At 65.8% G+C, this 23,521-nt stretch carries 18 protein-coding genes; 2 read left to right on the top strand and 16 right to left on the bottom strand.

Annotation, left to right across the window (positions count from 1 at the left end):
• Positions 1-9: 9 nt before the first annotated feature.
• The 3 genes from CKCBHOJB_RS02190 to glyA are packed head-to-tail and all read right to left on the bottom strand — an operon-like array spanning position 10 to position 3,957.
• Positions 10-1,260 carry a sarcosine oxidase subunit beta family protein gene (locus CKCBHOJB_RS02190; protein WP_281050404.1) on the bottom strand — a complete coding sequence of 417 codons (1,251 nt, stop codon included), beginning with the start codon at positions 1,258-1,260 and terminating at the stop codon, positions 10-12.
• Positions 1,261-1,292: 32 nt separating this feature from the next.
• The gene (locus CKCBHOJB_RS02185) at positions 1,293-2,672 is read right to left on the bottom strand and encodes an L-serine ammonia-lyase (RefSeq protein WP_281050403.1); all 1,380 of its coding nucleotides are present in this window, start codon (positions 2,670-2,672) and stop codon (positions 1,293-1,295) included.
• A gap of 22 nt (positions 2,673-2,694) precedes the next feature.
• The gene (glyA, locus tag CKCBHOJB_RS02180; protein ID WP_281050402.1) at positions 2,695-3,957 is read right to left on the bottom strand and encodes a serine hydroxymethyltransferase; all 1,263 of its coding nucleotides are present in this window, start codon (positions 3,955-3,957) and stop codon (positions 2,695-2,697) included.
• Positions 3,958-4,286: 329 nt separating this feature from the next.
• On the opposite strand from glyA, the gene nhaC reads away from it, so the two are divergent.
• Together nhaC and CKCBHOJB_RS02170 are read left to right on the top strand one after the other, a co-directional pair.
• Positions 4,287-5,795, top strand: coding sequence for a Na+/H+ antiporter NhaC (nhaC, locus tag CKCBHOJB_RS02175; RefSeq protein WP_281050401.1), 1,509 nt, complete (start codon positions 4,287-4,289; stop codon positions 5,793-5,795).
• 70 nt (positions 5,796-5,865) lie between these two features.
• Positions 5,866-6,948: a GlxA family transcriptional regulator gene (locus tag CKCBHOJB_RS02170; protein WP_281050400.1), complete on the top strand. Its 1,083-nt coding sequence runs from the start codon at positions 5,866-5,868 to the stop codon at positions 6,946-6,948.
• A gap of 19 nt (positions 6,949-6,967) precedes the next feature.
• On the opposite strand, the gene CKCBHOJB_RS02165 is transcribed toward CKCBHOJB_RS02170, so the two are convergent.
• The 13 genes from CKCBHOJB_RS02165 to CKCBHOJB_RS02105 form a co-directional block, all read right to left on the bottom strand.
• A complete protein-coding gene (locus CKCBHOJB_RS02165; protein WP_281050399.1) occupies positions 6,968-9,328 on the bottom strand; it encodes an ATP-binding protein in 2,361 nt (786 codons plus the stop codon).
• On the bottom strand, positions 9,312-10,100 hold the full coding sequence (locus tag CKCBHOJB_RS02160; protein ID WP_281050398.1) for a transporter substrate-binding domain-containing protein: 789 nt from the start codon (positions 10,098-10,100) through the stop codon (positions 9,312-9,314). The genes CKCBHOJB_RS02165 and CKCBHOJB_RS02160 overlap by 17 nt, the downstream gene beginning before the upstream one ends.
• Entirely contained in the window at positions 10,097-10,822 is a 726-nt protein-coding gene (locus tag CKCBHOJB_RS02155; RefSeq protein WP_348634855.1) for a response regulator, read from the bottom strand. Before CKCBHOJB_RS02155 ends, CKCBHOJB_RS02160 begins: the two co-directional genes overlap by 4 nt.
• A gap of 286 nt (positions 10,823-11,108) precedes the next feature.
• Positions 11,109-12,842 carry a BCCT family transporter gene (locus CKCBHOJB_RS02150; protein ID WP_281050396.1) on the bottom strand — a complete coding sequence of 578 codons (1,734 nt, stop codon included), beginning with the start codon at positions 12,840-12,842 and terminating at the stop codon, positions 11,109-11,111.
• A 307-nt stretch (positions 12,843-13,149) separates the two neighbouring features.
• The gene (locus CKCBHOJB_RS02145; protein ID WP_281050395.1) at positions 13,150-13,971 is read right to left on the bottom strand and encodes a hypothetical protein; all 822 of its coding nucleotides are present in this window, start codon (positions 13,969-13,971) and stop codon (positions 13,150-13,152) included.
• 516 nt (positions 13,972-14,487) lie between these two features.
• Positions 14,488-15,432 (bottom strand): methylenetetrahydrofolate reductase, encoded by a 945-nt coding sequence (locus CKCBHOJB_RS02140; RefSeq protein WP_281050394.1) that lies wholly within the window; start codon positions 15,430-15,432, stop codon positions 14,488-14,490.
• Positions 15,433-15,479: 47 nt separating this feature from the next.
• Positions 15,480-16,940, bottom strand: coding sequence for a hypothetical protein (locus CKCBHOJB_RS02135; RefSeq protein WP_281050393.1), 1,461 nt, complete (start codon positions 16,938-16,940; stop codon positions 15,480-15,482).
• Between the two features lie 351 nt (positions 16,941-17,291).
• The gene (locus CKCBHOJB_RS02130; protein WP_281050392.1) at positions 17,292-18,062 is read right to left on the bottom strand and encodes a creatininase; all 771 of its coding nucleotides are present in this window, start codon (positions 18,060-18,062) and stop codon (positions 17,292-17,294) included.
• A gap of 153 nt (positions 18,063-18,215) precedes the next feature.
• On the bottom strand, positions 18,216-19,460 hold the full coding sequence (locus CKCBHOJB_RS02125; protein WP_281050391.1) for a M24 family metallopeptidase: 1,245 nt from the start codon (positions 19,458-19,460) through the stop codon (positions 18,216-18,218).
• Positions 19,461-19,685: 225 nt separating this feature from the next.
• Positions 19,686-20,792, bottom strand: coding sequence for a GlxA family transcriptional regulator (locus CKCBHOJB_RS02120; protein ID WP_281050390.1), 1,107 nt, complete (start codon positions 20,790-20,792; stop codon positions 19,686-19,688).
• Positions 20,793-20,871: 79 nt separating this feature from the next.
• Positions 20,872-21,735, bottom strand: a complete 864-nt coding sequence (purU, locus tag CKCBHOJB_RS02115) for a formyltetrahydrofolate deformylase (RefSeq protein ID WP_281050389.1) — start codon at positions 21,733-21,735, stop codon at positions 20,872-20,874.
• Between the two features lie 135 nt (positions 21,736-21,870).
• Positions 21,871-22,764 (bottom strand): DMT family transporter, encoded by an 894-nt coding sequence (locus tag CKCBHOJB_RS02110; protein WP_281050388.1) that lies wholly within the window; start codon positions 22,762-22,764, stop codon positions 21,871-21,873.
• 36 nt (positions 22,765-22,800) lie between these two features.
• A complete protein-coding gene (locus tag CKCBHOJB_RS02105) occupies positions 22,801-23,508 on the bottom strand; it encodes a DUF1043 family protein (protein ID WP_281050387.1) in 708 nt (235 codons plus the stop codon).
• Positions 23,509-23,521 lie beyond the last annotated feature (13 nt).

Here is a 23,521-nt window from a genome sequence, read left to right as displayed (position 1 = left end):
CTGCTCCTGTCAGTGCGCGACGCCGGCAGCGCCGTGCTCGTCGATCAGCTTTCCGGAGATGAAGCGATCGATGGTGAAGGGGGCGGCGAGCGGATGGGCCTTGCCTGCGGCCAGCGTGGCCGCGAACACGTGACCCGAACCCGGCGTGGCCTTGAAGCCGCCGGTACCCCAGCCGCAGTTGAAGAACAGGCCGCCGACCGGCGTGGCCGAGATGATCGGGCAGGCATCGGGCGTGGTATCGACGATGCCGCCCCACTGCCGGTTCATGCGCACGCGCGAGAAGATCGGGAACAGCTCGACGATCGCCTGCAGGGTATGCTCGATCGTCGGATAGCTGCCGCGCTGGCCGTAGCCGTTGTAGCCGTCGATACCGGCGCCGATCACCAGGTCGCCCTTGTCGGACTGGCTGACGTAGCCGTGCACGTGGTTCGACATCACCACGGTGTCGAGGATGGGCTTCATCGGCTCGGACACCAGGGCCTGCAGCGGGTGGGATTCCACCGGCAGCTTGAAGCCCGCCATCTTCGCCAGCACGCCGGAGTTGCCGGCGGCCACGCAACCGACCGTCTTCGCGCCGATGAAGCCGCGGTTGGTCTCGACGCCGAGCACCTTGCCGCCGCTGATGCGGAAGCCGGTGACCTCGGTCTGCTGCAGCAGGTCGACCCCCAGCGCGTCGGCACCGCGGGCGAAGCCCCAGGCCACCGCGTCGTGGCGGGCGACCCCGGCGCGCGGCTGCCAGGATGCGCCCAGCACCGGATAACGGCGGTTGGCCGAGCAATCCATGTGCGGCACGATCTCCTGGATCTGCTTCACGTCCAGCACTTCGCCATCGATGCCGTTGAGGCGGTTGGCGTTGACCCGGCGGTGGATGTCGCGCATGTCCTGCAGGGTGTGACCGAGGTTCATCACGCCACGCTGCGAGAACATCACGTTGTAGTTGAGGTCCTGCGACAGGCCTTCCCACAGCTTCATGGCGTGCTCGTACAGCCAGGCCGCCTCGTCCCACAGGTAGTTCGAGCGCACGATGGTGGTGTTGCGCGCGGTGTTGCCGCCGCCCAGCCAGCCCTTCTCGACCACCGCGATGTTGGTGATGCCGTGCACCTTGGCGAGGTAATAGGCCGTGGCCAGGCCATGGCCGCCGCCGCCCACGACGATGATGTCGTACTCGCGCTTGGGCTCGGGATTGCGCCACATGCGCTGCCAGTTCTCGTGGTAGCTCAGCCCGTGCTTGACGAGCCCGAAGCCGGAATAATGTTGCATGACACTCCTCCTTGTGCTGTCTGGCCGTGCTCTCAGCACTCGACAACATTCACGGCTAGCCCGCCGCGGGATGTTTCCTTGTATTTGTCCTTCATGTCGCGACCGGTGTCGCGCATGGTCTTGATGACCTTGTCGAGCGACACGAAATGCTTGCCGTCGCCGCGCAGGGCCATGCGTGCCGCATTGATCGCCTTGATCGCACCCATCGCGTTGCGCTCGATGCAGGGCACCTGCACGAGACCGCCGACCGGGTCGCAAGTCAGGCCGAGGTTGTGCTCCATGCCGATCTCGGCGGCGTTCTCGACCTGTTCCGGCGTGCCGCCCAGCACCTCGGCGAGCGCACCGGCCGCCATCGAGCAGGCGACGCCGACCTCGCCCTGACAGCCCACCTCGGCCCCGGAGATCGACGCGTTCTCCTTGAACAGGATGCCGATGGCCGCCGCGGTCAGCAGGAAGCGCACCACACCGTCCTCGTTCGCACCGGACACGAAGCGGTAGTAGTAGTGCAGCACCGCGGGGATGATGCCGGCCGCGCCGTTGGTGGGCGCGGTGACGATGCGGCCGCCGGAGGCGTTTTCCTCATTGACCGCCAGCGCATACAGGTTGACCCAGTCCATCGTGGTCAGCGGGTCGCGCAGCGAAGCCTCGGGCGCGCCGGACAGGCTGCGATAGAGCTCGGCCGCGCGGCGGCGCACCTTCATGCCGCCGGGCAGCACGCCCTCGACCTCGCAGCCCCGCCGCACGCAGGCCTGCATCACCTTCCAGATGTGGAGCAGGCCGTTGCGGGTTTCCGCCTCGCTGCGCCAGGCCTTCTCGTTCTCCAGCATCAGCCGGCTGATGGAGAGTTCATTCACTGCACATTGCGTCAGCAGCTGGTCGCCGTTGCGGAAGGGATAGGGCAGCTCGGTGCTGTCGTGCACGATGCGGTCGGCACCTGCCGCCTCCTCATTGACGACGAAGCCGCCGCCCACCGAGTAATACACCCGGTTCGCGATCTCGACCTCGCCCTCCCCGTAGGCGATCAGGCGCATGCCGTTGGGGTGGTAGGGGAGGCTCTGGCGGCGCAGGAAGACGAGATCGGTCTTCTCGTTGAATTCGACGGCCTGCAGGCCGAGCAGCGAGAGCTTGCGCGCATCGCGGATGCGGGCGAGCCGGCCGTCGATCGTGTCCGGATCGACGAGGTCGGGCGCCTCGCCCTCGAGGCCGAGCATGACCGCCTTGTCGCTGCCGTGCCCCTTGCCGGTCGCGCCGAGCGAGCCGTAGAGCTCGGCACGCACCCGCCGCACGCGGGGCAGCACGCCCTCGTCCTGCAGCCGGGTGACGAAGGTCAGCGCGGCGCGCATCGGTCCCACGGTGTGGGAGCTCGACGGCCCGATGCCGACCTTGAACATCTCGAATACGCTGATGGCCATCTCGGTTCTCCGGTGACGCGGATCAGCGGCTGGCCGGATAGACGGGGAAGCGCGCGCACAGGGCCTTCACCTTCTCGCGCACCGCGGCGATCACCGATTCGTCGTCGATGTCGTCGAGCACGTCGCAGATCCAGTGCGTCAGCTCCTTCGCCTCGGCCTCCTTGAAGCCGCGGCTGGTGATCGCCGGCGTGCCGATGCGGATGCCGCTGGTGACGAAGGGCGACTGCGGATCGTTGGGCACGGCGTTCTTGTTCACCGTGATGTGGGCGGTGCCGAGCGCGGCGTCGGCGGCCTTGCCGGTGATGCCCTTGGCGACCAGGTCGACCAGGAACAGGTGGTCGTCGGTGCCGCCGGAGACGATCTTGTAGCCGCGCTCGATGAATTCGCCCGCCATCACGCGCGCGTTCTTCAGCACCTGCGCCTGGTAGGTCTTGAACTCGGGCTGCAGCGCTTCCTTCAGCGCCACCGCCTTGGCGGCGATGACGTGCATCAGCGGACCGCCCTGGATGCCGGGGAAGACGATCGAGTTGAGCTTCTTCTCCAGATCCGGGTTGGCGCGCGCCAGGATCAGGCCGCCGCGCGGGCCGCGCAGGGTCTTGTGGGTGGTGGTGGTGACCACATCGGCGAAGGGCACCGGGTTGGGGTACAGGCCGGCGGCGACCAAGCCGGCGACGTGCGCCATGTCCACGAACAACCAGGCACCGACGGCGTCGGCGATGTCACGGAAGCGCTTCCAGTCGATGACGCGGGAGTAGGCGGAGAAGCCGGCGACGATCATCTTCGGCTTGTGCTCGCGCGCCAGCGCCTCGACCTGCGCGTAATCGATCTCGCCGGTGGTTTCGTCGAGGCCGTACTGCACGGCGTTGTAGATCTTGCCCGAGAAGTTGACCTTGGCACCGTGGGTCAGGTGACCGCCATGGGCCAGGCTCATGCCGAGCACGGTGTCGTGCGGCTCGAGCAGCGCCATGTACACCGCGGCGTTGGCCTGGGAGCCGGAGTGCGGCTGCACGTTGGCGTAGTCGGCGCCGAACAGCTCCTTGGCACGGTCGATCGCGAGTTGCTCGACCACATCGACGTGCTCGCAACCACCGTAGTAGCGCTTGCCGGGATAGCCCTCGGCGTACTTGTTGGTGAGCACGCTGCCCTGCGCCTCGAGCACACGCGGGCTGGTGTAGTTCTCGGAAGCGATGAGCTCGATGTGCGATTCCTGGCGCTCGAATTCCGCGTCCATCGCGGCCTTGAGTTCGTCGTCGAAACCGGCGATGCGGTCGGTCATGGCAAACATGTCGGGTTGTCTCCTGGTTGGTCTGGTATCCCGCCCGCAGGCGGCAGGTGCGTCGGTTCGCGACCTGTTGGAGCCAGATGTTAGGAAGTTCGCCCCGCGGCCTTTTGCCTGTACCCGTCACACGTTTGTCCGAGATGGACACAATTCCCATCACTGTTCCAGACCCGACATGTCATGTCGGTTTTGCTTTTCGAGCTCGATATAAACGATGTAAATGAACCCATGACAGACTTGCACAACATTGCACAAATCGCCGAAACGCCATTTACACAGCCTCCCTAGTCTGTGCATCGACCGCAAAGGTCACGATCAAAAGACCAGGAGACACCATGAGCACCAAAACGATAAAACGGCCGACCCTCGGCATGGCCCTGCTTCCCATCGCCCTGACACTGGGCGTACTGGGCATCCAGCTCTTCTATTTCAAGGACTTCACGCCCCACATTCCGCTCGCGTTCGGCCTGGCCATCACCGCCGCCATCGGCTGGCTGCAGGGTCACCGCTGGCACGACATGGAAGCAGGCGCATTGCGCGTGGTCACCATCGGCCTGCAATCGGTCGCCATCCTGATGGTGGTGGGCATGATCATCGGCACCTGGATCGCCAGCGGCACCGTGCCGTACATGATCCACGCCGGCCTCCAGCTGCTCACCCCGGCCTGGTTCCTGGCCGCCGGCATGCTGCTGTGCTCGGTGGTGTCGGTTTCGCTCGGCACCTCGTGGGGCACCACCGGCACCGTCGGCCTGGCGCTGATGGGCATCGGCGCAGGCTTCGAGATCCCGATGTACTGGACCGCCGGTGCGGTCGTGTCGGGCGCCTTCTTCGGCGACAAGATCTCGCCGCTGTCGGACACCACCAACCTGGCGCCTGCGGTGACCGGTACCAATCTGTTCGATCACATCCGCAACATGCTTCCGACGACGATCCCGTCGATGCTGATCGCCCTCGTCCTCTACATCATTGCCGGCTACAGCCTGATCGACGGCCGACCGGTGGACTTCGCCAAGATCACCGCGATCACCCAAGGCATTGAAAGCCAGTTCAGCCTGAGCTGGATCGTACTGCTGCCGGCGGTGCTGGTCCTGGTGCTGGCCCTGAACAAGATGCCGGCCATCCCCTCGCTGTTCGCCGGCGCCGTGGCCGGTGGCGTCGTGGCCATCTTCGTGCAGGGTGCGGATCTGCATCAGGTCTTCACCTACATGCACAGCGGCTTCAAGATCGAGTCGGGCATCACGGAGATCGACAAGCTGCTGAACCGTGGCGGCATCGAATCGATGACCTGGGTGATCACCCTGGTCATGATCGCGCTCGGCTTCGGCGGCGCGCTGGAGCACACCCGCTGCCTGGAAGTGATCGTCGATGCGGTGCTCAAGCGCACCCGTAGCTTCGGTTCGATGCAGGCGGCCGCCACCGGCACGGCCATCGCCACCAACCTGGTCGCCGGCGACCCCTACCTGTCGATCGCCCTGCCCGGCCGCATGTACGCACCGGCGTATCGTGGCCGCGGTTATTCGACGCTGAACCTGTCGCGCGCACTCGAGGAAGGCGGCACCCTGGTCTCTCCGCTGGTGCCCTGGAACGCAGGCGGCGCCATCGTCATCACCGCACTGGGCCTGGGGGTGTCGGACGGCAACTTCGAGAACCTGCTCTACATCCCGCTTTCCTTCGCCTGCTGGATGTCCCCGGTGATCGGCATCGTTTATGCTTACCTCGGTTGGTTCTCCCCCAAGGCCAGCGCCGCAGAACAGCAGCGTTGGCGCGACATGGGCGAAGCCATCCAGACCATCGACACCACCCCTGGCACGACGACGCTGAAACCCGGCTACGCGGCCAGTTGATCCGCCATCCGCGGCCCGGGGCCTTGTGCCCCGCGGCCCCGCGGCCGCGGAACGGAGCACGAGACGCGGCATGAGCAACGGAGAGCCGTTCAAGGCCCCCCTCGACCCCCACGGCGGACGCCGAGATTTCAACAGCCGCCTGCGCCACAGCAACCAGGCCTACCTGCGCGCCCGCGACAGCGACAGCGACCATCCGCCGATCAGCCGGCGGATCGGTTTCGTACTGCTCGAACACTTCTCGATGATGGCCTTCACCGGCGCAGTGGACGCCATCGTCACGGCCAACCTGCTGGCCCGCAACCCGCTCTATCGGTTCCAGGCCGTCAGCCTCGAAGGCGGCTCGGTACTCAGTGACCTCGGCATCAGCATCGCCGCCGACTGCGAACTGTCGGCCCTCGATGCCACTGAGCTCGACATGTTGATCGTGTGCGGCGGCTACCGCTCCGATCTGAACCCTCCGCGCACAGTCCTTGACCGCCTGCGTACCATCGCACGCAAAGGGACGACCATGGGCGGGTTGTGGAACGGTAGCTCGGTGCTGGCGCTGGCCGGCCTGCTCGACGGCTACGCCTGCACCGTGCATCCCGAAAGCCGGGCGGGCCTCGAGGAGAGCAGCCCACGCGCCAAGCTGCTCCCAATCCCTTTCGTCATCGACCGCGACCGCATTTCCTCCGCCGGCGCGAACAGCGCGCTGGGCATGATGCTGGCGGTGATCCGCCACCAGCACGGTGACGACGTCGTGCGCGGCATCGAGGAAATCCTCGCCTGCGACCGCGGCACAGAGGACATTCCCGACCGCCCGATGCCGGTGATCGAAGGCAGCACTACCCTGCCCGACGCCTTGCGCGCCATCCTCAAGCTGATGGAGAGCAACATCGAAGAGCCGCTGTCGATCGACGATCTTGCGCACTACGCGCAGGTATCGCGGCGCCAGATCGACCGCCTCTTCCATCGCCACATGAAGACGACGCCGTCGCGCTATTACCTCGAGCTGCGCATCACGCGCGCACGTCGGCTGCTGCTGCAGACCAACGCCCCGATCACGAACATTGCGATCGCCTGCGGCTTCACCGGCGCACCGCACTTCAGCCGCTGCTACCGGGACTTCTTCGGCGTCTCGCCCTCCAAGGCGCGTTCGACCCAGCGCCTTTGAGCACAGCCGCGGCGCAGGTTCAGGCGGGGGCCATGGCTGCGGCGTAGTCGCGCCCCGCAGCGATGTCCGGCTCGATACGGCCGTTGAACTGCTCGAGCAGGCTGCGGCAGGCGGACAGATCGTCGGCGGCCGCCGTCCTCTCCAACGCACGCAAGATGCGGCCGCATTCCCCCAGGCCCAGCAGCTCGCAAGCGCCGGCAAGCCTGTGCGCAACCGCCTCGGCCTCGTACAGATCCTCGCGCTGCAGCGCCTCGGCCAGCTGAGCGGCGCCGCTTTCCGCCTGCACCGCAAGTTGCGCCAGCATCGCCAACAGGCGCGCCGGGCCGAACACCGAGGCGTGCATCGCCAGCAGACGTCCATCCAGCGGACCATCCTGCAACGGGGCGCTCACGAGCGCCGGCGCGCACTGGCCACGCACCACCTTGGTCAGGGTCTGACGCAGGTTGTCGAGTCGGATCGGCTTGGCGACCACCGCGTCCATGCCGCTGTCGAGGTAGTGGCGGACATCTTCCGGCGCGACGCTCGCCGTCAGTGCCACGATGGGCGCGCCCGCATTCAGGCTGTCGGCGTCGCAACGGATTCGGCGACTCACCTCCGCGCCGCTCATGCCGGGCAGATGCATGTCCATCAGGATCGCATCGAAACCCTGCTGGCGACACATCTCCAGCGCCTGCACACCGTCCTCGGCGCTGAACACCAGGTGGCCGGCGTTCTCCAGCAAGCCGACCAGCACCTGGCGGTTGATGGCGACATCCTCCACCAGCAGCAGGCTCAGGCTAGGCCCGTCGGCCGCGGCATCGTCGCGCATGCCATCGACGACGCTTTCCGATCCGGTCGTGCGTTCGACGGCTGCGCGCTGCAGCGGTACGTCGAACCAGAAGCGGCTGCCCACCCCGGCGGTGCTGGATACATCGAGGGTCCCGCCCATGCCTTCGACCAGCTTGCGGCAGATCGCAAGGCCCAGCCCCGTCCCGCCGAAGCGGCGGGTGATGCTTTCATCGGCCTGGGTGAAGCGGTCGAAGATGCGCTCGATCTGCGCAGCATCGATGCCGATGCCACTGTCCTCGACCTCGAAACGCAGCCGCCCCGTGGCCTCCCCCGGCGCGAGGTGTACGCGCAGCGTCACCTGCCCGGCCGGGGTGAACTTGATCGCGTTCGACAGCAGGTTGGCGATCACCTGCCGCAGCCCGCCGACACTGCCGCACCATGCATCGGGCAGCGCCTCTTCCACCTCGGCCACCAGCGCCAGGCCCTTCTGGCGCGCGGCGGCATCCACCAGCCGGAGCTGACCGTCGACCAGCTGCCTGAGCGAGAACCCGACCGATTCGGGCAGGTAGGCACCCTCCTCCAGGCGCGCATAATCGAGCACGTGGTTCAAGGTGGCCAGCAAGGACTCGCCGGACTGATGCAGGACCTCCAGCTCGGCGCCGACCGGCGCCGGCAAGGGACGCTGGCGCAGGAGCTGGATCATGCCCAGCATGCCGTTCATCGGCGTGCGGATCTCGTGGCTCATGGTGGCGAGGAACTGCGATTTCGCGCGGTTCGCCGCCTCGGCCGCTTCCTTGGCCGCACGCAGGCTGCGGGTACGCTTCTCGACCCGGTCCTTGAGCTGGTCGCGACTGAAGGCAAGCTGCTCGTGGGCACGCTGGCGGCGACCGATCTCCTGGCGGATCGCCAGGCGCATGTCGTTGAGCGCGGCCACCACCGCATCCAGCTCGTCCGGCGTCTTCGCCGGAGCCCGGGCCAGCGTCAGCGGCGCATCGAGCTGCCCCTCGCCGAGCTGGCGGGCATAGCGCGCCATGCTTTCGAGGTGACGGGTCACCAGCCACTGGAAGATGACCACCAGCACGCCGGCGATCATCAGGAGGGTCAGGGTCTGGCTTAGGAAGATGGTGACGCCGCTCCATGCGAGGCGGCCGAGCACGGCGTCGAGGTCGATCTGCACCACCAGCCGCCCGAGTTCGCGCACACCTTCGGGGGCTGCGTGGCTGAGGATGAAGGCATGCTCGCGTGTCGACACCCGCGGCGCCTGCCCGGGCAGGCGCATCGCGCTCACCCCGGTGGCCTCGGTGCCTTCGAGTCGCAGTGCGCTCACGTCCGGGAAATACAGGATGCCCTGCATCTGCAGCCGCAGTTGCTCGTCGTCTACGTCCCACAGGCTGCGGGCCAGGCTGGCGACGTAGCCGGTGCGAATCAGCTCGAGGCGCTGCTCGATGAGGCGCATCTCGCGCCGATATTCGATTCCCAGCTGCAGCGCGGTCGAGAGCAGGGCGAACCCCAGGCTGCAGACGAGGACGTACATCGTCAGGCGGTGGGCGAGCGGGTGCTCCTGGCGATAGCCCGGCAAGCGGCGCAGAACGCGTTCAATCCAGCCTTTCATCGATGGCCTCCGCGTCCAGGGGCTCGGCCAGGTAGCGCTCCGCGTGCTCCTGCAACCAGCGGGCGATGCTGCCGTCGGCATGCAGTGCCGACAGGCGCAGGTCGATCTCGGGAAGCAGCACCTCCAGATCCGAGCCCTTGCGTACCGCCACATGGTAGTACTCGGTGACCAGCGCCTGCGGCAAGGCTTCGACCAGGTCGTCGTAACCCAGACGCCTGCTCTGCAAACGCCCGCTGTCACGCCCGATGGGCATGAAATCGATGCGTCCGAGCACGAGCTTGCGCACGTTCTGGCGGCCGGTGGACACGCGTTCTACCTTCAGCGCCGCCTCGGCGAAGCGGTCGAAACGCTCGCCGAAACTGTCCCCCAGCAGCAATCCGACGCTGCGGCCGCGCAGGTCTTCCCAGTCCTCGAAGGCGAAGCGGCGGTCTCGACGCACGAACAGCGCGATCGGGTCGGCGACGAGGTAATGCGCGGAAAACGCGAACTGCTGCTCACGCTCCCGGTTGCGGTAGGCCGCGACCACGATGTCGGCGCGCCCCGCGCGGACCTCCTGCAGACAGCGCTTCCAGTTGCCGAAGGCTTCGAGACGCACCCTCAGGCCGAGCTCACCGAACAGCTCGCGCACCAGGGTCGGCGCCAGCCCGCGCAATTCGCCGTCCGCGACCCAGGAAACCGGCGGATAGGCGGGGTGGCCGCAGGCGATCAGATCACGCGCTTGCGCCTGCGGCGCACAGACGGCGAGCAGGAGCAGCGCCAGCAGGCGCTTCATGCGCGCGCAGGCGCGGCGGGACTGAAGCGGTAACCAGCCCCGTGCACGGTGAGGATGATCCTGGGGCTGGCCGCATCGTCGCGCAGCTTGCGCCGCAGGCGACCGACGAGCACGTCCACGGTGCGATCGCTGGGCACCCATTCGCGATTGCGGATCTGGTCCATCAGCGCGTCGCGGCTCATCGTCAGCCCGGGGTGGGCCAGGAACGCGCGCAGTAGCTGGAACTCGCCCTCGGTGAGCGCCGTCAGCACACCGTCGGCATGGCTGAGCTGGCGGCCGTCCTCATGCAGGACACAGCCCTCGTACACCGGCAGGGCGGCACGCTCGCACACGGGGGCCGCCACCGCTGCATGACGCACGCGACGGATCAGGTTCTTCGCGCGCGCCAGGATCTCGCGCGGATTGAAGGGTTTGGTGACGTATTCGTCGGCACCGCATTCGAGACCGACGATACGCTCGACCTCGTCCTGCCGCCCCGACACCAGGATGATGCCGACCTCGGAGCGCACCCGAAGCTCGCGCGTCAGCGTCAATCCGTCCTTGCGCGGCAAGCGGATGTCGAGCAGCACCAGGTCGACCGACTCCCCGGCCAGTTGCCGCTCGGCGTCCTCGGCCGTCTCCGCTTCACGGACGTCGTAGCCCTCGGCCGCGAAGTAGTCGACCAGACACGCACGGGTCACGGCATCGTCGTCGACGACCAGCACCTTCGCATCAGCAGGCATGCACATTCACCCGGCCTCGAGCGTCTCGAGGCCCTAGAAAACCGAAAAATTCCTTATGGACGTTAACACGATTTCGATGCCCCGGTTTGTCCGGTCGGGACATGAAATTGACAGATGCGGACATCCGGGGCGCAGGGCGGCCAGCACGCCCCATCCCGGCGAAGCCAGAAAGCCCGGCAGCCACTTGACGTGACTGCCGGGCCGGACCGCGATCGACGCCGGTGCCGCGTCGATCCTGATCACGCCGCCGGATGCCAGGGGCCCGGCGGCAGCGTGCTCGGGGCGCTCAGCGGGCACCCGCCGCGACGGGCACCTGACCGCCGTCCTTTATGGTGAGGACATAGCCGTGCTCGTCGACCTTGATCTTCACGTTCGGGTCGGGGTTATTCACGACCTTCTCCAGGTCCCTGATCGCGCTGTCCCGCTTGAGCAGCCGCCGGATCGTATTGACGATCATCAGCAGGATCACGATCGAGAACGGGGCGCCGCCGATGATTGTGCCGGTCTGCACCGTATCGACCACGGCGGTACCACCCAGCGTCAGCAGCACGGTGGTGACCGACGCGATGCTGAACACGAGGACGACGCGGAAGCGCGCGCCCGAAGGTTTCGGCGCCGACACGAAGTCGGCCAGCGCGTAGGTGCCCGCATCCAGCGAGGTGATGTAGTAGGTCGCGACCAGCGCGGTCGCCACGATCATCAGCACGCTGCCGACGACAGGCATCGCATCCAGCATCACGAACAGGCCGCTGGAAACGTCCTTGCCAACCGCAGCGGACACCCCACGCGCGCTCAGGTCGTCATAGTAGATCGCGGCGGCCCCGATGACGGCGATCCACACCATGACGATCAGCGAGGGGATGACGGTGACGCCGATGACGAACTCACGCAGCGTGCGGCCGCGCGAGATACGCGCGATGAAGCCGGCGACGAAGGGCGAAAAAGCGATCACCCAGCACCAGATGAACACCGTCCACCAGCCGTTCCAGCTGTCCTTCCAGGACCCCAGCGCCTTGGCCGTGCTGGACGCATCCGTCCAGAAGCTCATGGCGACGAAATTCATCGCGTAGGCACCAAAGCTCTCGGTCATGTTGGACAGGATGAAGACCGTCGGGCCGAACACGAAGACACCGACGACCAGGACGATGCTCAGGATCGAGTTCATCTCGCTGAGCAGTCGCATGCCCTTGTTGATGCCGAAGAAGGCCGAGATCGCCGCCAAGGTGCCGAAGCCGACGATGACGAAGAGCCACAGTGCAGGCCCCGAAGTGAGCCCCGTGAAGGACGTGAGCCCGGAGGAGAACTGCATGGCAGCGAAGCCGAAGGAGGTGGACAGGCCGAGGATGGTGGCCATGATGGCCAGCAGCTCGATCACCACACCAGCGCCCCCGCGCGCCCACTTGGGCAACAGATCGACGGTGGCCTCGCGGAAGGTGAGGGTCTTGCCGAGGTTGTGGTGCGAATACGCCAGACACACCGCGACGACGCAGTACATGGCCCAGGCGGTGAACCCCCAGTGGAAGTAGGACCACACGAGGCCGTTGCCGGCAACATTGGCGCCCAGCGTCTGCACGACGGGGCTCTCGTCGCGCAGCATGATCGGCTCGGCCACCGACCAGAAGATCAGGCCGATGCCTTGGCCGCAGGCGAACAACATCGAGTACCAGGCGAAGTTGCTGTATTCGGGCTTCGCGTTGGGGCCGCCCAGGCGGACACGGCTGCCGACCTTGCTGAAGATGAGCCAGGCGCACACGGCGACGGCAAAAAGCGAATACACCACGAACAGCCAGGTGAATCCGCCGGTGACCAAGGTCCGCAGCTCGGAGATGACCGAGGCCACACCGTCCGGATTCATCAGCACCGTTGCGATGAGAAGGATGATGGCCAGCGGGGGAATGAACTGGATGAGGAATCGGCTCGCATCCGGCAGGTCGCGCCCGGTAAAGCGTGGAATCGTCACCGGTTCGAATGACGTTTCGTCACTCGACGGCCGGCTGTGGTGGGTTTCTCTGGTCGTCACTTTCGTCTACCTCTCGATTATTTAATTTTCTGCGTCCTGAACATCAGCGCGCTGCCAGCGCCCTTTCGATCGTCGTGCCCCGCTCTCGGGGATCCACGCTTCGCCGCGAGCGCCCTGCTCCTCCTTCGAACAAGTACCTCGGCGTATCTGACGATTTTCCCGCGATCAATCAATTATTCTTATTGATCGATAATCGAACGACCGTCAGGTGCAGTATGCAAATGCCGTCCAGGGGTAACTGTCCTGATGCCGCCAAATCTTTTCGCGTTATCGACACGGAACGCTCGCGGCGCCTGCTGCCTCAGGGTCAGAAGTTCCAGCGCACCTGCAAGGTCGGCATGTGACGGGAATAGCTGCCTCCCGCTTCGGCATCGGTCCTCTTGTATCTCGCGTACTCGTGGCGATAACCGATATCGAAGTGCGAATTGATCTTCAACCACAGATCGGGCTGGACGAAGACCGTGGTACCGCGATCCTCGTTATTGAAATTCACGAGCAGCAGGGGCGACCACGTGAACTGGAACCCGCCGACCTCGAACGGCAGGATCGCGAAGGTGCGCCAGAACAGCGTGTTGACCGCGTCCCCCCCATCGCCGGTGAATCTGGCACGACGGGCGTAGAAGTCCGTCTCGAAGAAGCTGAAGCCGGGCACGTCGAGATCCAGGGCGATGCCGAAGTTGTCCGCGCGGAAGTTCGCGTACGCTCCGCGCTCGAGGCGAGCAGCCAGATTCACGTCCTTGACGATCCCGAACGATAGATTCGCACCGGAGATCTTGGAAAGACTCAGGCGCGGATTCCACACGCCGAAATACTGGTTACTGGTGTCGACACCGAACGACCCGGCACCGTCCCCAAGATAGTTGCCGACGTCCTTGCCGTGATAGGTGTCGATGAAGAAGTAGTTGTCGCCGTACTCGTGGACGCCGAAATGCTCGAGACGCACGGTCGTCAGTTTCTCGTCCTCGGTGCCGGTGCCGAATACCGGGTCGAATTTCGACTGCGTCGTGTAACCGACGGTGACGTTCGTGTTCTGCCAGCTTTCCGTCGCGCTGGCATTCCCTGCGCTGACCGCCCACAGGGCAACGCAGCAAGTACTCAAAAGTGCGGTAAAGCTCTTCTTCGGAATCATGTCGCTCCTCATCCTCTTTACTTGTTTTCTTGAATCACCGTTTCAGCATGGGGATATGTCCGCCCGGACATTTATCCAGATCCAGCTGAATGCCTTGATCGATGACATGCATCGCATTGCGCATACCCTTCCCTGAAGCGGAAGATTGGTGCTACGGACTCTGCTGTTCGCCTCAGCTGATTCAGCCGCCTTATCCGCACATCAATTTGTATTTGCGGACTGAGTATGGGAATGTTCGGTCGATCCGCGTTGCTTGATCTCGACAGATCCTTTCGCGTTATCGACATGCTTTTGCGCGTCGGATGCAGTGAGGCGCGGGACTCGATTGGCGCGAAGGCACAGGGCTGCATCGACATGTGCGCAGGAGTAAGCCTCCCCTCCGCACGCTCGCGGAACGCGGACGAGATCGACTCAGCGCCGACTGCCGCCGAGAGGGAATTGCGAACGGATGGTCTAGGCCCGCATTGCGCGCGGCCCTAGCGAGACTCAGGTGGCGGATGCTGGGTCCGGCGCTGCTCAGCGTGTCAGCGCGGTGGTTGCACCGGCGCCCAACCTGGGGGGCAAGCCCAGCGCGCGCCAGATTTCGGCGACACGATCGCCGTCGTTGAGGCTGAAGAAGTGCAGGCCGGGCGCGCCCATCGCCAGCAACCGTTCGCACAGCCGCACCACCACCTCGATGCCGAAGGCGCGGATCGAGGCATTGTCGTCGCCGAAGGCTTCCATACGGCGACGGATCCAGCGGGGCACCTCGATGCCCCGCGCCTCGGAGAACTGCACCAGGCGCGCAAAACGACCGATGGGCATCACCCCGGGCACGATCGGCGCGTGGATGCCGGCCGCGGTGCAGCGCTCCAGGAAATCGGCGTAGGCGTCGGCATTGAAGAAATACTGGGTGATCGCCGAGTTGGCCCCGGCATCGAACTTCGCCTTGAAATGGGCGAGGTCCGCGTCGGCGGAGCGTGCCTGTGGATGGCACTCGGGGTAGGCGGCGACGTCGATGTGGAAGCGCCCGGCCGTCTCCTCGCGGATGAAGCGCACGAGGTCGGTGGCGAAGGTGAACTCACCGTGCGCGCGCAGCCCCGATGGGGCGTCGCCGCGCAGTACGACCAGCCGGCGCACGCCGGCGTCGCGGCAGGTGTCGAGCTGACTCCGCATGTCCTGCCGGCTCGCCCCGAGCGCCGACAGGTGCGGCACGGCGGCGATGCCTGCCGCCCGCAGGCGGTCCAGCGCGACCTGCGAAGTGCCGCGCGTGCTGCCTCCCGCGCCATAGGTCACCGACACGAAGTCCGGACCCAGTGCGTGCAAGGTTCGGACCGTCTGCTCCAGGCGCGCCAGGCCCGCAACCGTCTCGCTCGGAAAGATCTCGGCACTGAACTGCGGGACCGGACTCGTCATGACACCACCGCTGAAAAAGTAATGGAACGATGCTGACTCAGGCGTGACGAGCGCGTCTGCATGCACCCGCCACGCCCATGTCGATCAAGGGCACTGCGCGCCAGCGCGCTGCGTCACACGCGGCGCGCGGTTGCGTTCGCGCCTGCCGGCCGCCGTGTCGCCAGGGACACGACCACGTAGCACGCGGACGACGCCAGGCAGCCGATCAGCGGCCCTTCGACCCAACCCAGGCTGGTCAGCGTGAGCAGACCGGCACTGGTGAAGAAGCCCACCACCATCGCCGTCAGCGCACCGGCCACGTTGCCTTGCCAGAAGGTGGAGATGAAAACCGGCCCGATCATCGCCGCGAGCAAGGTGCCCGAGCCGAGAATGCCCAGCCAGGACAGCATGAAGGGCGGGGCGTACATCATCATCAGCAGCCCGAGCAGGCCAAGCACGACCACCGCCAGTCGGTTGATCGCCAGCGCGCCCGGCGAGTCGTGCTGCGCATGCTTGTTGAGCGCCAGGCGCAGATCGTGCGAAGTCGCGGAGGCCACGGTGTGCAGCATCGAGTTGGCGGTCGACTTCATCGCGAAGATGATGAACAGCGTGATCACCCCCTGGATGGCCGGATGCATGAAGGTCTGCAGGTACATCGGCATGGCCTGGTCGGCCTCGGCGAGCGCCGGACCGTAGGCGCGCATGTACAGGCCGACGATCGGGATCAGGCTCAACAGGCCGCCCATCACCGCCACATACACGCCCACATGGTGCATCCTCACGTCCGCCCGGAAGGCCAGGAAGCGCACCGCCATGTAGGGCAGCACGGCCGCGAACAGGAAGGCGTAGGGCAGCACGTAGAACACCGAAGCCTTGCTTTCGCCATAGGGCGCCGCGGTCTCGGGGTTGAGCAGGGACGGGTTGATCGCGTTGAGCTTGGCCGCCCATTCGCCGAGATCGACACTTAAGAACATCTGCGCGGTGATCACCAGCGCACCCAGCACCATGCCGCACACCATTACGGTGTCGGTCCACGCCACCGCCGCCAGGCCGCCCCACATCGTGTAGATGATGATGATCGAGATCATCAGCCAGGCGCTGGTGGTCATGTCGATGCCGAGCCACGACGCCCCCAGCATCCCCACCGCCTTGATCTGACTGACCAGGAAGACCATCAGCAGCACGATGGTGATGAAGGCGGCCACACCCTGCAGCAGGCGACCACCGTCTCCGCCGCCGTGGATCTGTGCGATGTACTCGGGAATCGTGTTGCTGCCCATCTTCAATGCGCGCTTGCGCATCGAGTTGGCGAAGAACAGCACCGCGATCATCATCGCCGGGGCAAAGAAGAAGTTGCCCAGCACTTCGATCGCACCGTACTCGTAGGTCACCCCGGGCGAGCCCATGAAACCCCAGCCGCTGAAGCCGGTGGCCACGATCGTGCTGGCGCCGACGAAGGGGCCGAGCGTCCGGCCGGCCAGCAGGAATCCGCCTTCATCGCTGTCGCTGACCTTGCGGGAGGACATTGCGCCGATACCGATCATCACGGCGAAGGTGACGATCATCAGCCCCCAGTTGAGCATGTTGTAGTCCATGGCTCACCTCCGGCCCTGACGACGCAGGCGCGACGAACGCACCCACGCTGTGCCGAACACGATGGCCAGCATCACGCCGTTGAGTAAAACGAATAGATCGAGTACCCATGAATTCATGTCTGTCTCCTCATTTTTCGGTTCGACGAAGGTTGATCCTTCTGTCGACCTGCCTGATGCCCGCCGCCACCAAGGGGAGAGTGTGGCGGCGGGCCCGGCGCAATAGCTCCCGCAATCGGGAGCGAACCTCGCTCATTCAGAACGGTATTGCTTGATCGTAGTGCGAGCCCTCCAGACGTGATGTCGCGGGACCTGCCGCGCGTCCGCGCGGCAGGCGGATCGCGAGCGCAGGCTTCAGTCGAAAGCAGTCGCCAGCTCGCGGCTGATGCCCTCGACGCAGACCTCGAGCAGGGTCTCGCCGTGCTCGGCCGAGGCGCGCTTGGCCGACGACAGGCAGCCCGAGGCGGGCGTCCATTCCGGCTTGATCGGAAAGAAGTCGTAGGGCGGGAACTGCGCGGGGGCGTGGTCGCACACCTTTTCCATGTCGACCAGTCGCGGATGCAGGTGCAGCATCAGCGAGGTCTCGAGCACGCCGCCGTGCTCCACAGCCCAGCCCGGAAATTCGCCCTGGTAGATGGCGTCGATCGCCTCCTGGGTGACGAAGTCCCAGTACGACAGGACCACGGTGGAGAAGTCCTTGATGCCGTCCCAACGCAGCTCGCGCTGCGCGAGGTCCACCCCTTCGACGATGAAGGCGGAATTCTCGTAGTGGCCATTGACCAGCACGGTCTTGCGCACCCCGTGGCGTGCGAGTTCCTTGAGGACATCCTTGATCGTCGAGGTCACGGTCTGGCCATCCAGGCTCGTCGTGCCCGGCATGTGGTTGCCGCCGCCGCTCTTTTGCTGCGACTTGTAGCCATAGGCGATGGGCGGCGCGACCAGCGCGTCGATGCGCTGCGCGACACGCTCCGAAATGGCCGTGGGCAGCAGCACGTCCGGGTTCATCGACATGTGGGGCCCGTGCTGCTCCAGCGCGCCGACCGGGATGAGCACCGGCGTCCTGCCGTCGCGGACCTTGACGTCGTAATCGGGCCAGGTCAGCTCGGAAATGTGCACACTTTTCATCTCTTGGTCTCCTCTTTCGATATTGGGCGGAGCGTATCCGGGCCGCCGCATGGCACCGACTTCAGCTTCCGTGCCTGCGGTGCACAAGACACTCCGTCATCGGAGCAAGGCTTGACTGGACCTTGTCCCGATGACGGAGTGTGCGGCTCGCGCTCAGCGCTTGATGATGTTGTGCGCGGGGCCGTACTTGAAGCCGGTGATGTTCTCGGCACCGTTCTCGGTCACGACCAGGATGTCGTGTTCGCGGTAGCCGCCGGCGCCCGGCATGCCTTCGGGCAGCATGATCATCGGCTCGATCGACACCACCATGCCCGGCTCGAGGACGGTCTCGATGTCTTCACGGAACTCGAGGCCGGCCTCGCGACCGTAGTAGTGCGACAGCACGCCGAAGGAGTGGCCGTAGCCGAAGGTGCGGTACTGCAGCAGGCCGTGCTCGGCGAAGATCTCGTTGAGCTGGGCGGCGACGTCGCAGCAGCGGATGCCCGGCTTCACCAGCGCCAGGCCGGCTTCGTGCACCTTGACGTTGACTTCCCACAGCTTCAGCGAGGCGTCGTCGCAGTGGTCGTAGAACATGGTGCGCTCGAGCGCGGTGTAGTAGCCCGAGATCATCGAGAAGCAGTTCAGCGACAGGATGTCGCCCTTCTGCACGCGGCGCGTGGTCACCGGGTTGTGGGCGCCGTCGGTGTTGATGCCCGACTGGAACCAGGTCCAGGTGTCCATCAGTTCCGAATCGGGGAAGCGCTTGGCGATCTCGCGGATCATCGCCTGGGTCGAGGCCAGCGCCACTTCGTGCTCGGGCACGCCTTCATGCACGGCCGCGGCGAGCGCAGCGCCACCGACGTCGCACACCTGGGCGCCGTGCTTGATGAGGGCGATCTCCTCGGCCGACTTGATCATGCGCATGCGCATGGTGCCGGCGCCGACATCGACGATCTGCGCATTGGGCAGCGCGGCCTTCAGCTTCTCCAGGCGCTCGACCGGGATGTGGTCGAACTCGACACCGACCCGACCCTTGTTGGGGATCTCCTGCTGAATCGCGCGGAAGTAGTTGTCACGGCGCCAGTCGGTGTAGACCACGTTGTAGTCGCCGAAGGTGCGGCGCCACGGCTGGCCACCGTCGATGTTGGCGCTGATCGACACCACCTTGTCCTGGGTCACGACCAGGGCGTAGGGGCGGCCGAAGGAGCAGTACAGGAAGTCGCTGTAGTAGTTGATGTTGTGCATCGACGTGAACAGCACCGCGTCGATGCTGTTGGCCGCCATGTAGGCGCGCAGCTTGGACTGGCGGTTGATGTACTCCTGATCGGAGAAGGTGTGCTTCACCTTCTCGCCGTTCTCGATGCGCAGCAGGTCCTTCATTTCGGTCATGGACTTGATGTCGCCAGCCAGATTCGTCATGTCTTCGCTCCTCGGTGTCGCGGATGGGTCGGGTTGCACGGTTACCGCCTGCGCGCAGGCATAAGTAACGTGGATCCAATGATAAGAAGGCCTGGAAGAACCCGATTTCCGCCTGCCGACGAGCGCTTTCGTGAAAACGACTTTGTCGGAAACAGACAAATTCCGCCGTCGGAATTCGGAAACCGACCGCCCGCAACAGGCGGTCATGTCGATGACGAGGAATGCTCAGGCGCGCGAACCAGGGACGTCGTCGGCCACTCTTACGGGCAGAAGCTCCGAGGACGCGCGGGCGTCGGCGGTGACGTTGGCGAAACGCTCACCTTCCGCATTGTGGCGGCGCCGGTCGGCACTCGGCGAAATGCCGAAGCCGGCGTGATAACGATGGGAAAAATGTGCAAAGGAGACGAAACCGCAGGCCATCACGATGTCGGCAATCGGGCGGTTGGTGCGGGTCAACAGCTGGCGGGCGCGCTCCAGGCGCAGCTGCAGGTAATACTGGCGCGGCGTGCAGTGCAGGGTTTCACGAAACAGGCGCTCGAGCTGGCGGGCGGAGAACTGCATGTGCGCAGCGACCTCTTCCATGGTCAGCGGCTCTTCAATGTTGCACTCCATCAACTTGATCGCCTCGACCAGCTTCGGGTGAGAGCTCGCCGCCACGTCGCGCAGCGCTGTCCTTTGCCGTTCTTCTGGCCCCCTGCGTTCGTAGATCATCAATTCCGCGACCGCGGAGGCGATCTTGTGCCCGCCACCGCCCAAGCCGATGAGGTGGATCATCATCTCCACCGGCGCGATGCCGCCGCTGCACGAAGCTCGGTCGCGGTCCACCTCATAGAGCTTGGTTGACACCACGAGCCGCGGAAAGCGGTCGAGCAGTGCGTCCATGTCTTCCCAGTGGATGGTGCTGCGGTACCCATCGAGCAACCCGGCGCAGGCGAGAAAGTAGCTGCCGGTGTCGACGCCACCGAGCGCCACCCCCTTAGCGGCCAGCGCGCGTAACCACCGCAGGATCGGCTCGCTGCCGGAGACGGGCAGCGGATTGGGACCGATGACGAACACCGCATCGAGCTCCATGGCGTCAGCGGCGGCGCAGTCGGGCGTGACGCACACACCCGCGCTGGAGCGCACCGGCGCACCATCCAGGGTCAGTGTGACGCACTGGTACAGTGTTCGCCTCGCCACCATGTTGGCGAGGCGCAAAGGGTCTACCGCCGCACCGAAACCGACCAGGGTGAACCCCGGCACCAGCAGGAAACCGAAGCGAGTCGGCTCGTCACCGCCCCGCCCCGACCAATGATTGACACCGCGGTCCGGGGCTAGCCCACCACTTTTCACCTGCGTCTCCTCACGTTCTTGTTGCCCACCGTCGATCTCGGGGGCGAGCGCGGCGAGTCATGGCTGAATACTGCCCATTTTAGGTCAGGACGACCGTACGTGCTCCGTTGAGGAACACCCTGCGCTCGACGTGGTAGCGCACTGCTCGAGCAAGCGCCTGGCACTCCATGTCACGGCCGACCGACAGCAGTTGCTCGGGACTGAAGGCGTGATTCACACGTTCGACGACCTGCTCGATGATCGGTCCCTCGTCGAGGTCGGTGGTCACGTAGTGCGCGGTCGCGCCGATCAGCTTGACGCCGCGGGCGTGCGCCTGGTGGTAGGGCTTGGCCCCCTTGAAGCCGGGCAGGAAGGAGTGATGGATGTTGATCGCGCGCCCTTCGAGCTGGCGGCACAGGTCCTCGGACAGCACCTGCATGTAGCGCGCCAGCACGACCAGTTCGGCGCCGGTCTCATCCACGATCCGCATCAGCTTCGCCTCCTGCTCGGCCTTGGTCGCCGCGCTGATCGGCAGGTGGTGGAAAGGCAGGCCGTCGACCTCGGCGAGGAAGCCGAGGTCCGGGTGGTTCGACACCACGCCGACGATGTCGATCCTGAGCTCGCCGATGCGCCAGCGGTACAGCAGGTCGCGCAGGCAATGGTCGAGCTTCGACACCATGATCAGGACCTTCGGCCGATCGGAGAGCGCATGCATGCTCCACTCCATCCCGAAGCGTTCCGCAAGGGGCCGGAAATCGTCGCGCAGGGTGGCCGGAATGCCGCGCCTGTCCGAACCGGGGCGGAACACGGCGCGTACGAAGAAGCGGTCGCCGCAATCGTCGTCGAAGCAGGAGAACTCGTTGATGTAGCAGCCGTGGCTGTCCAGAAACCCCGAAATCGCCGCCACCTGGCCCGACTCGCTCGGACACGCCACGGTCAGCACCCAGCGCTGGTCTTCACTCATGATCCTGTCTCCTTTTTTTATGGACGGATCAAGTTAAGCCAGTTGCAGGACAGTCACTTGTCTGAGCGCGACAGCTACGAGCGAAAATCGGACACGCTGCGCAGGGCGGGAAGGCGCGAGCGCACTCCAGCGCGATCAGCGCCGACGGGCAGGCCAGTTGGCCACGCCGATGCCGGTGCCGACCAGGGCGAGCGCGACGAACACGGTGCGGGACAGCGCCTCGTCGAGGATGAATCCGCCCGCCAGCACCCCCATCACCGGGGTCAGGAAGGAGAAGGTGGACAGGCGCGTGGCCGGGTAATGCCTCACCAGCCAGAACCAGCCCAGATAGCTGACGCCGGCCACGATCGCGGTCTGGAACAGGAGGCTCGCCCAAACGACCTTCGTCGCCGCGAACACGCCCGGCTCGCCGAGCGCCACGGACAGGACGGGCAGCACGACGGCGGACACGCCGAGTTGGTACAGCAGTGTCTTTTCCACGCTGCTGCGTGCCAGGCAGGTGACCTTCACCGTGAGCGTGGTCGCCGCCCAGAACATCGCCGCCAGCACGATCATCAGGTCGCCGATCCAGGCCCCGTCGGCGGACGTGAACAGGTGCTCGCCGAACAGCACCAGGATACCGGCGAAGGCGAGCGCCATGCCTGCCCACTGCGACCGCCGCATGGGTTCCTGCGGTAGCAGCCAGACCGCGCCGAGGGCGACGAAGAAGGGCGCGGTGTAGAGGAAGATCACCCCGCGCGAGGCGGTGGTGTGTTCCAGGCCGAGGAAGATCAGTGCGAACTCGATGGCGAACAGCAGGCCGGCGAGCAGGCCGGGCAGCAGCGTGCCGTCGCGCTCGAACAGCCGCACGCCGCGCAGCCAGGACCACAGCAGCACGATCACCGTGGCGCCGATCGAGCGCAAGCCCGCCTGCCACACTGGCGAGATCCCCGCGCTGGCGAGCTTGATCGCCACCTGCTGCAGGCCCCAGATGGTGCAGAACAACACCATCAGGCCGATGGCGAGGCGGTCGAGTTCGTTCTTGTGCATGGGATGCGGCCGGGCGGCACGCGCCCGGCCGGTTTCTCAGATGGCGTCGATGCGGGATTCGTGGCTGCGGGGCTTGGTGTCATCGACGTCCGGATCGAAGGCGATGCCTTCGGCCTTGCGCACGCGCTCGTCGGACTCGTCCACGGCGGACGAGTCCGACGCTTCCGCAGCGCCTGCGGCGGGCTCGGGCCGGGACACGGGAGCGGCCTCCGCCGTGTCCCCCGCGGGCATGGACTCGGTCGATCCGGGCATCGGTTCGATCTTGGCGGCCGGGTCGGCAGTCACGCCCGCTTCCGATGTCTCGCCGGCCGCAGCCGGAGCGGAGGTGGCGGCATCGGCCGTCGCCGCGCCCGCCGCGGCTGCCGCTGCGCCACCCGCCAGCAGCTTGCCGGCCTCGTCCCCGCTGCTCGCGCCGCGTGCGGAACCGATCAGCAGCGCATCCACGCGCTGCTGGAAGAGCTCGCGCGCCGAGCCGGTGGACAGCTTCTCGTAGCCCGAGGACAGGTGCTCGAACAGCTCCTTGTACGAGCCCGCCATCGACACGAACAGCGTCGCCGTCTTGTCGAAGTGCTGCTCGACCTCCTTGCGGTAGCCCTCGACCTCGGCCCGCCTGGTGCTCAGCTCGGCCTCCAACTCGTCGATGCGCGCCTTGGTGCCGGCAGTGCCGCGGCCGATGAAGAAGGCCACGACGCCCACGATGACGACGGCGAAAATGGCGACCAGCCAGGCGGTTTGCGGTGTCATGTCCATGATTCCC

The organism is Thauera sp. GDN1 (assembly GCF_029223545.1).
GTDB lineage: Bacteria > Pseudomonadota > Gammaproteobacteria > Burkholderiales > Rhodocyclaceae > Thauera.
This window is presented reverse-complemented; position numbering and strand designations above follow the sequence as displayed.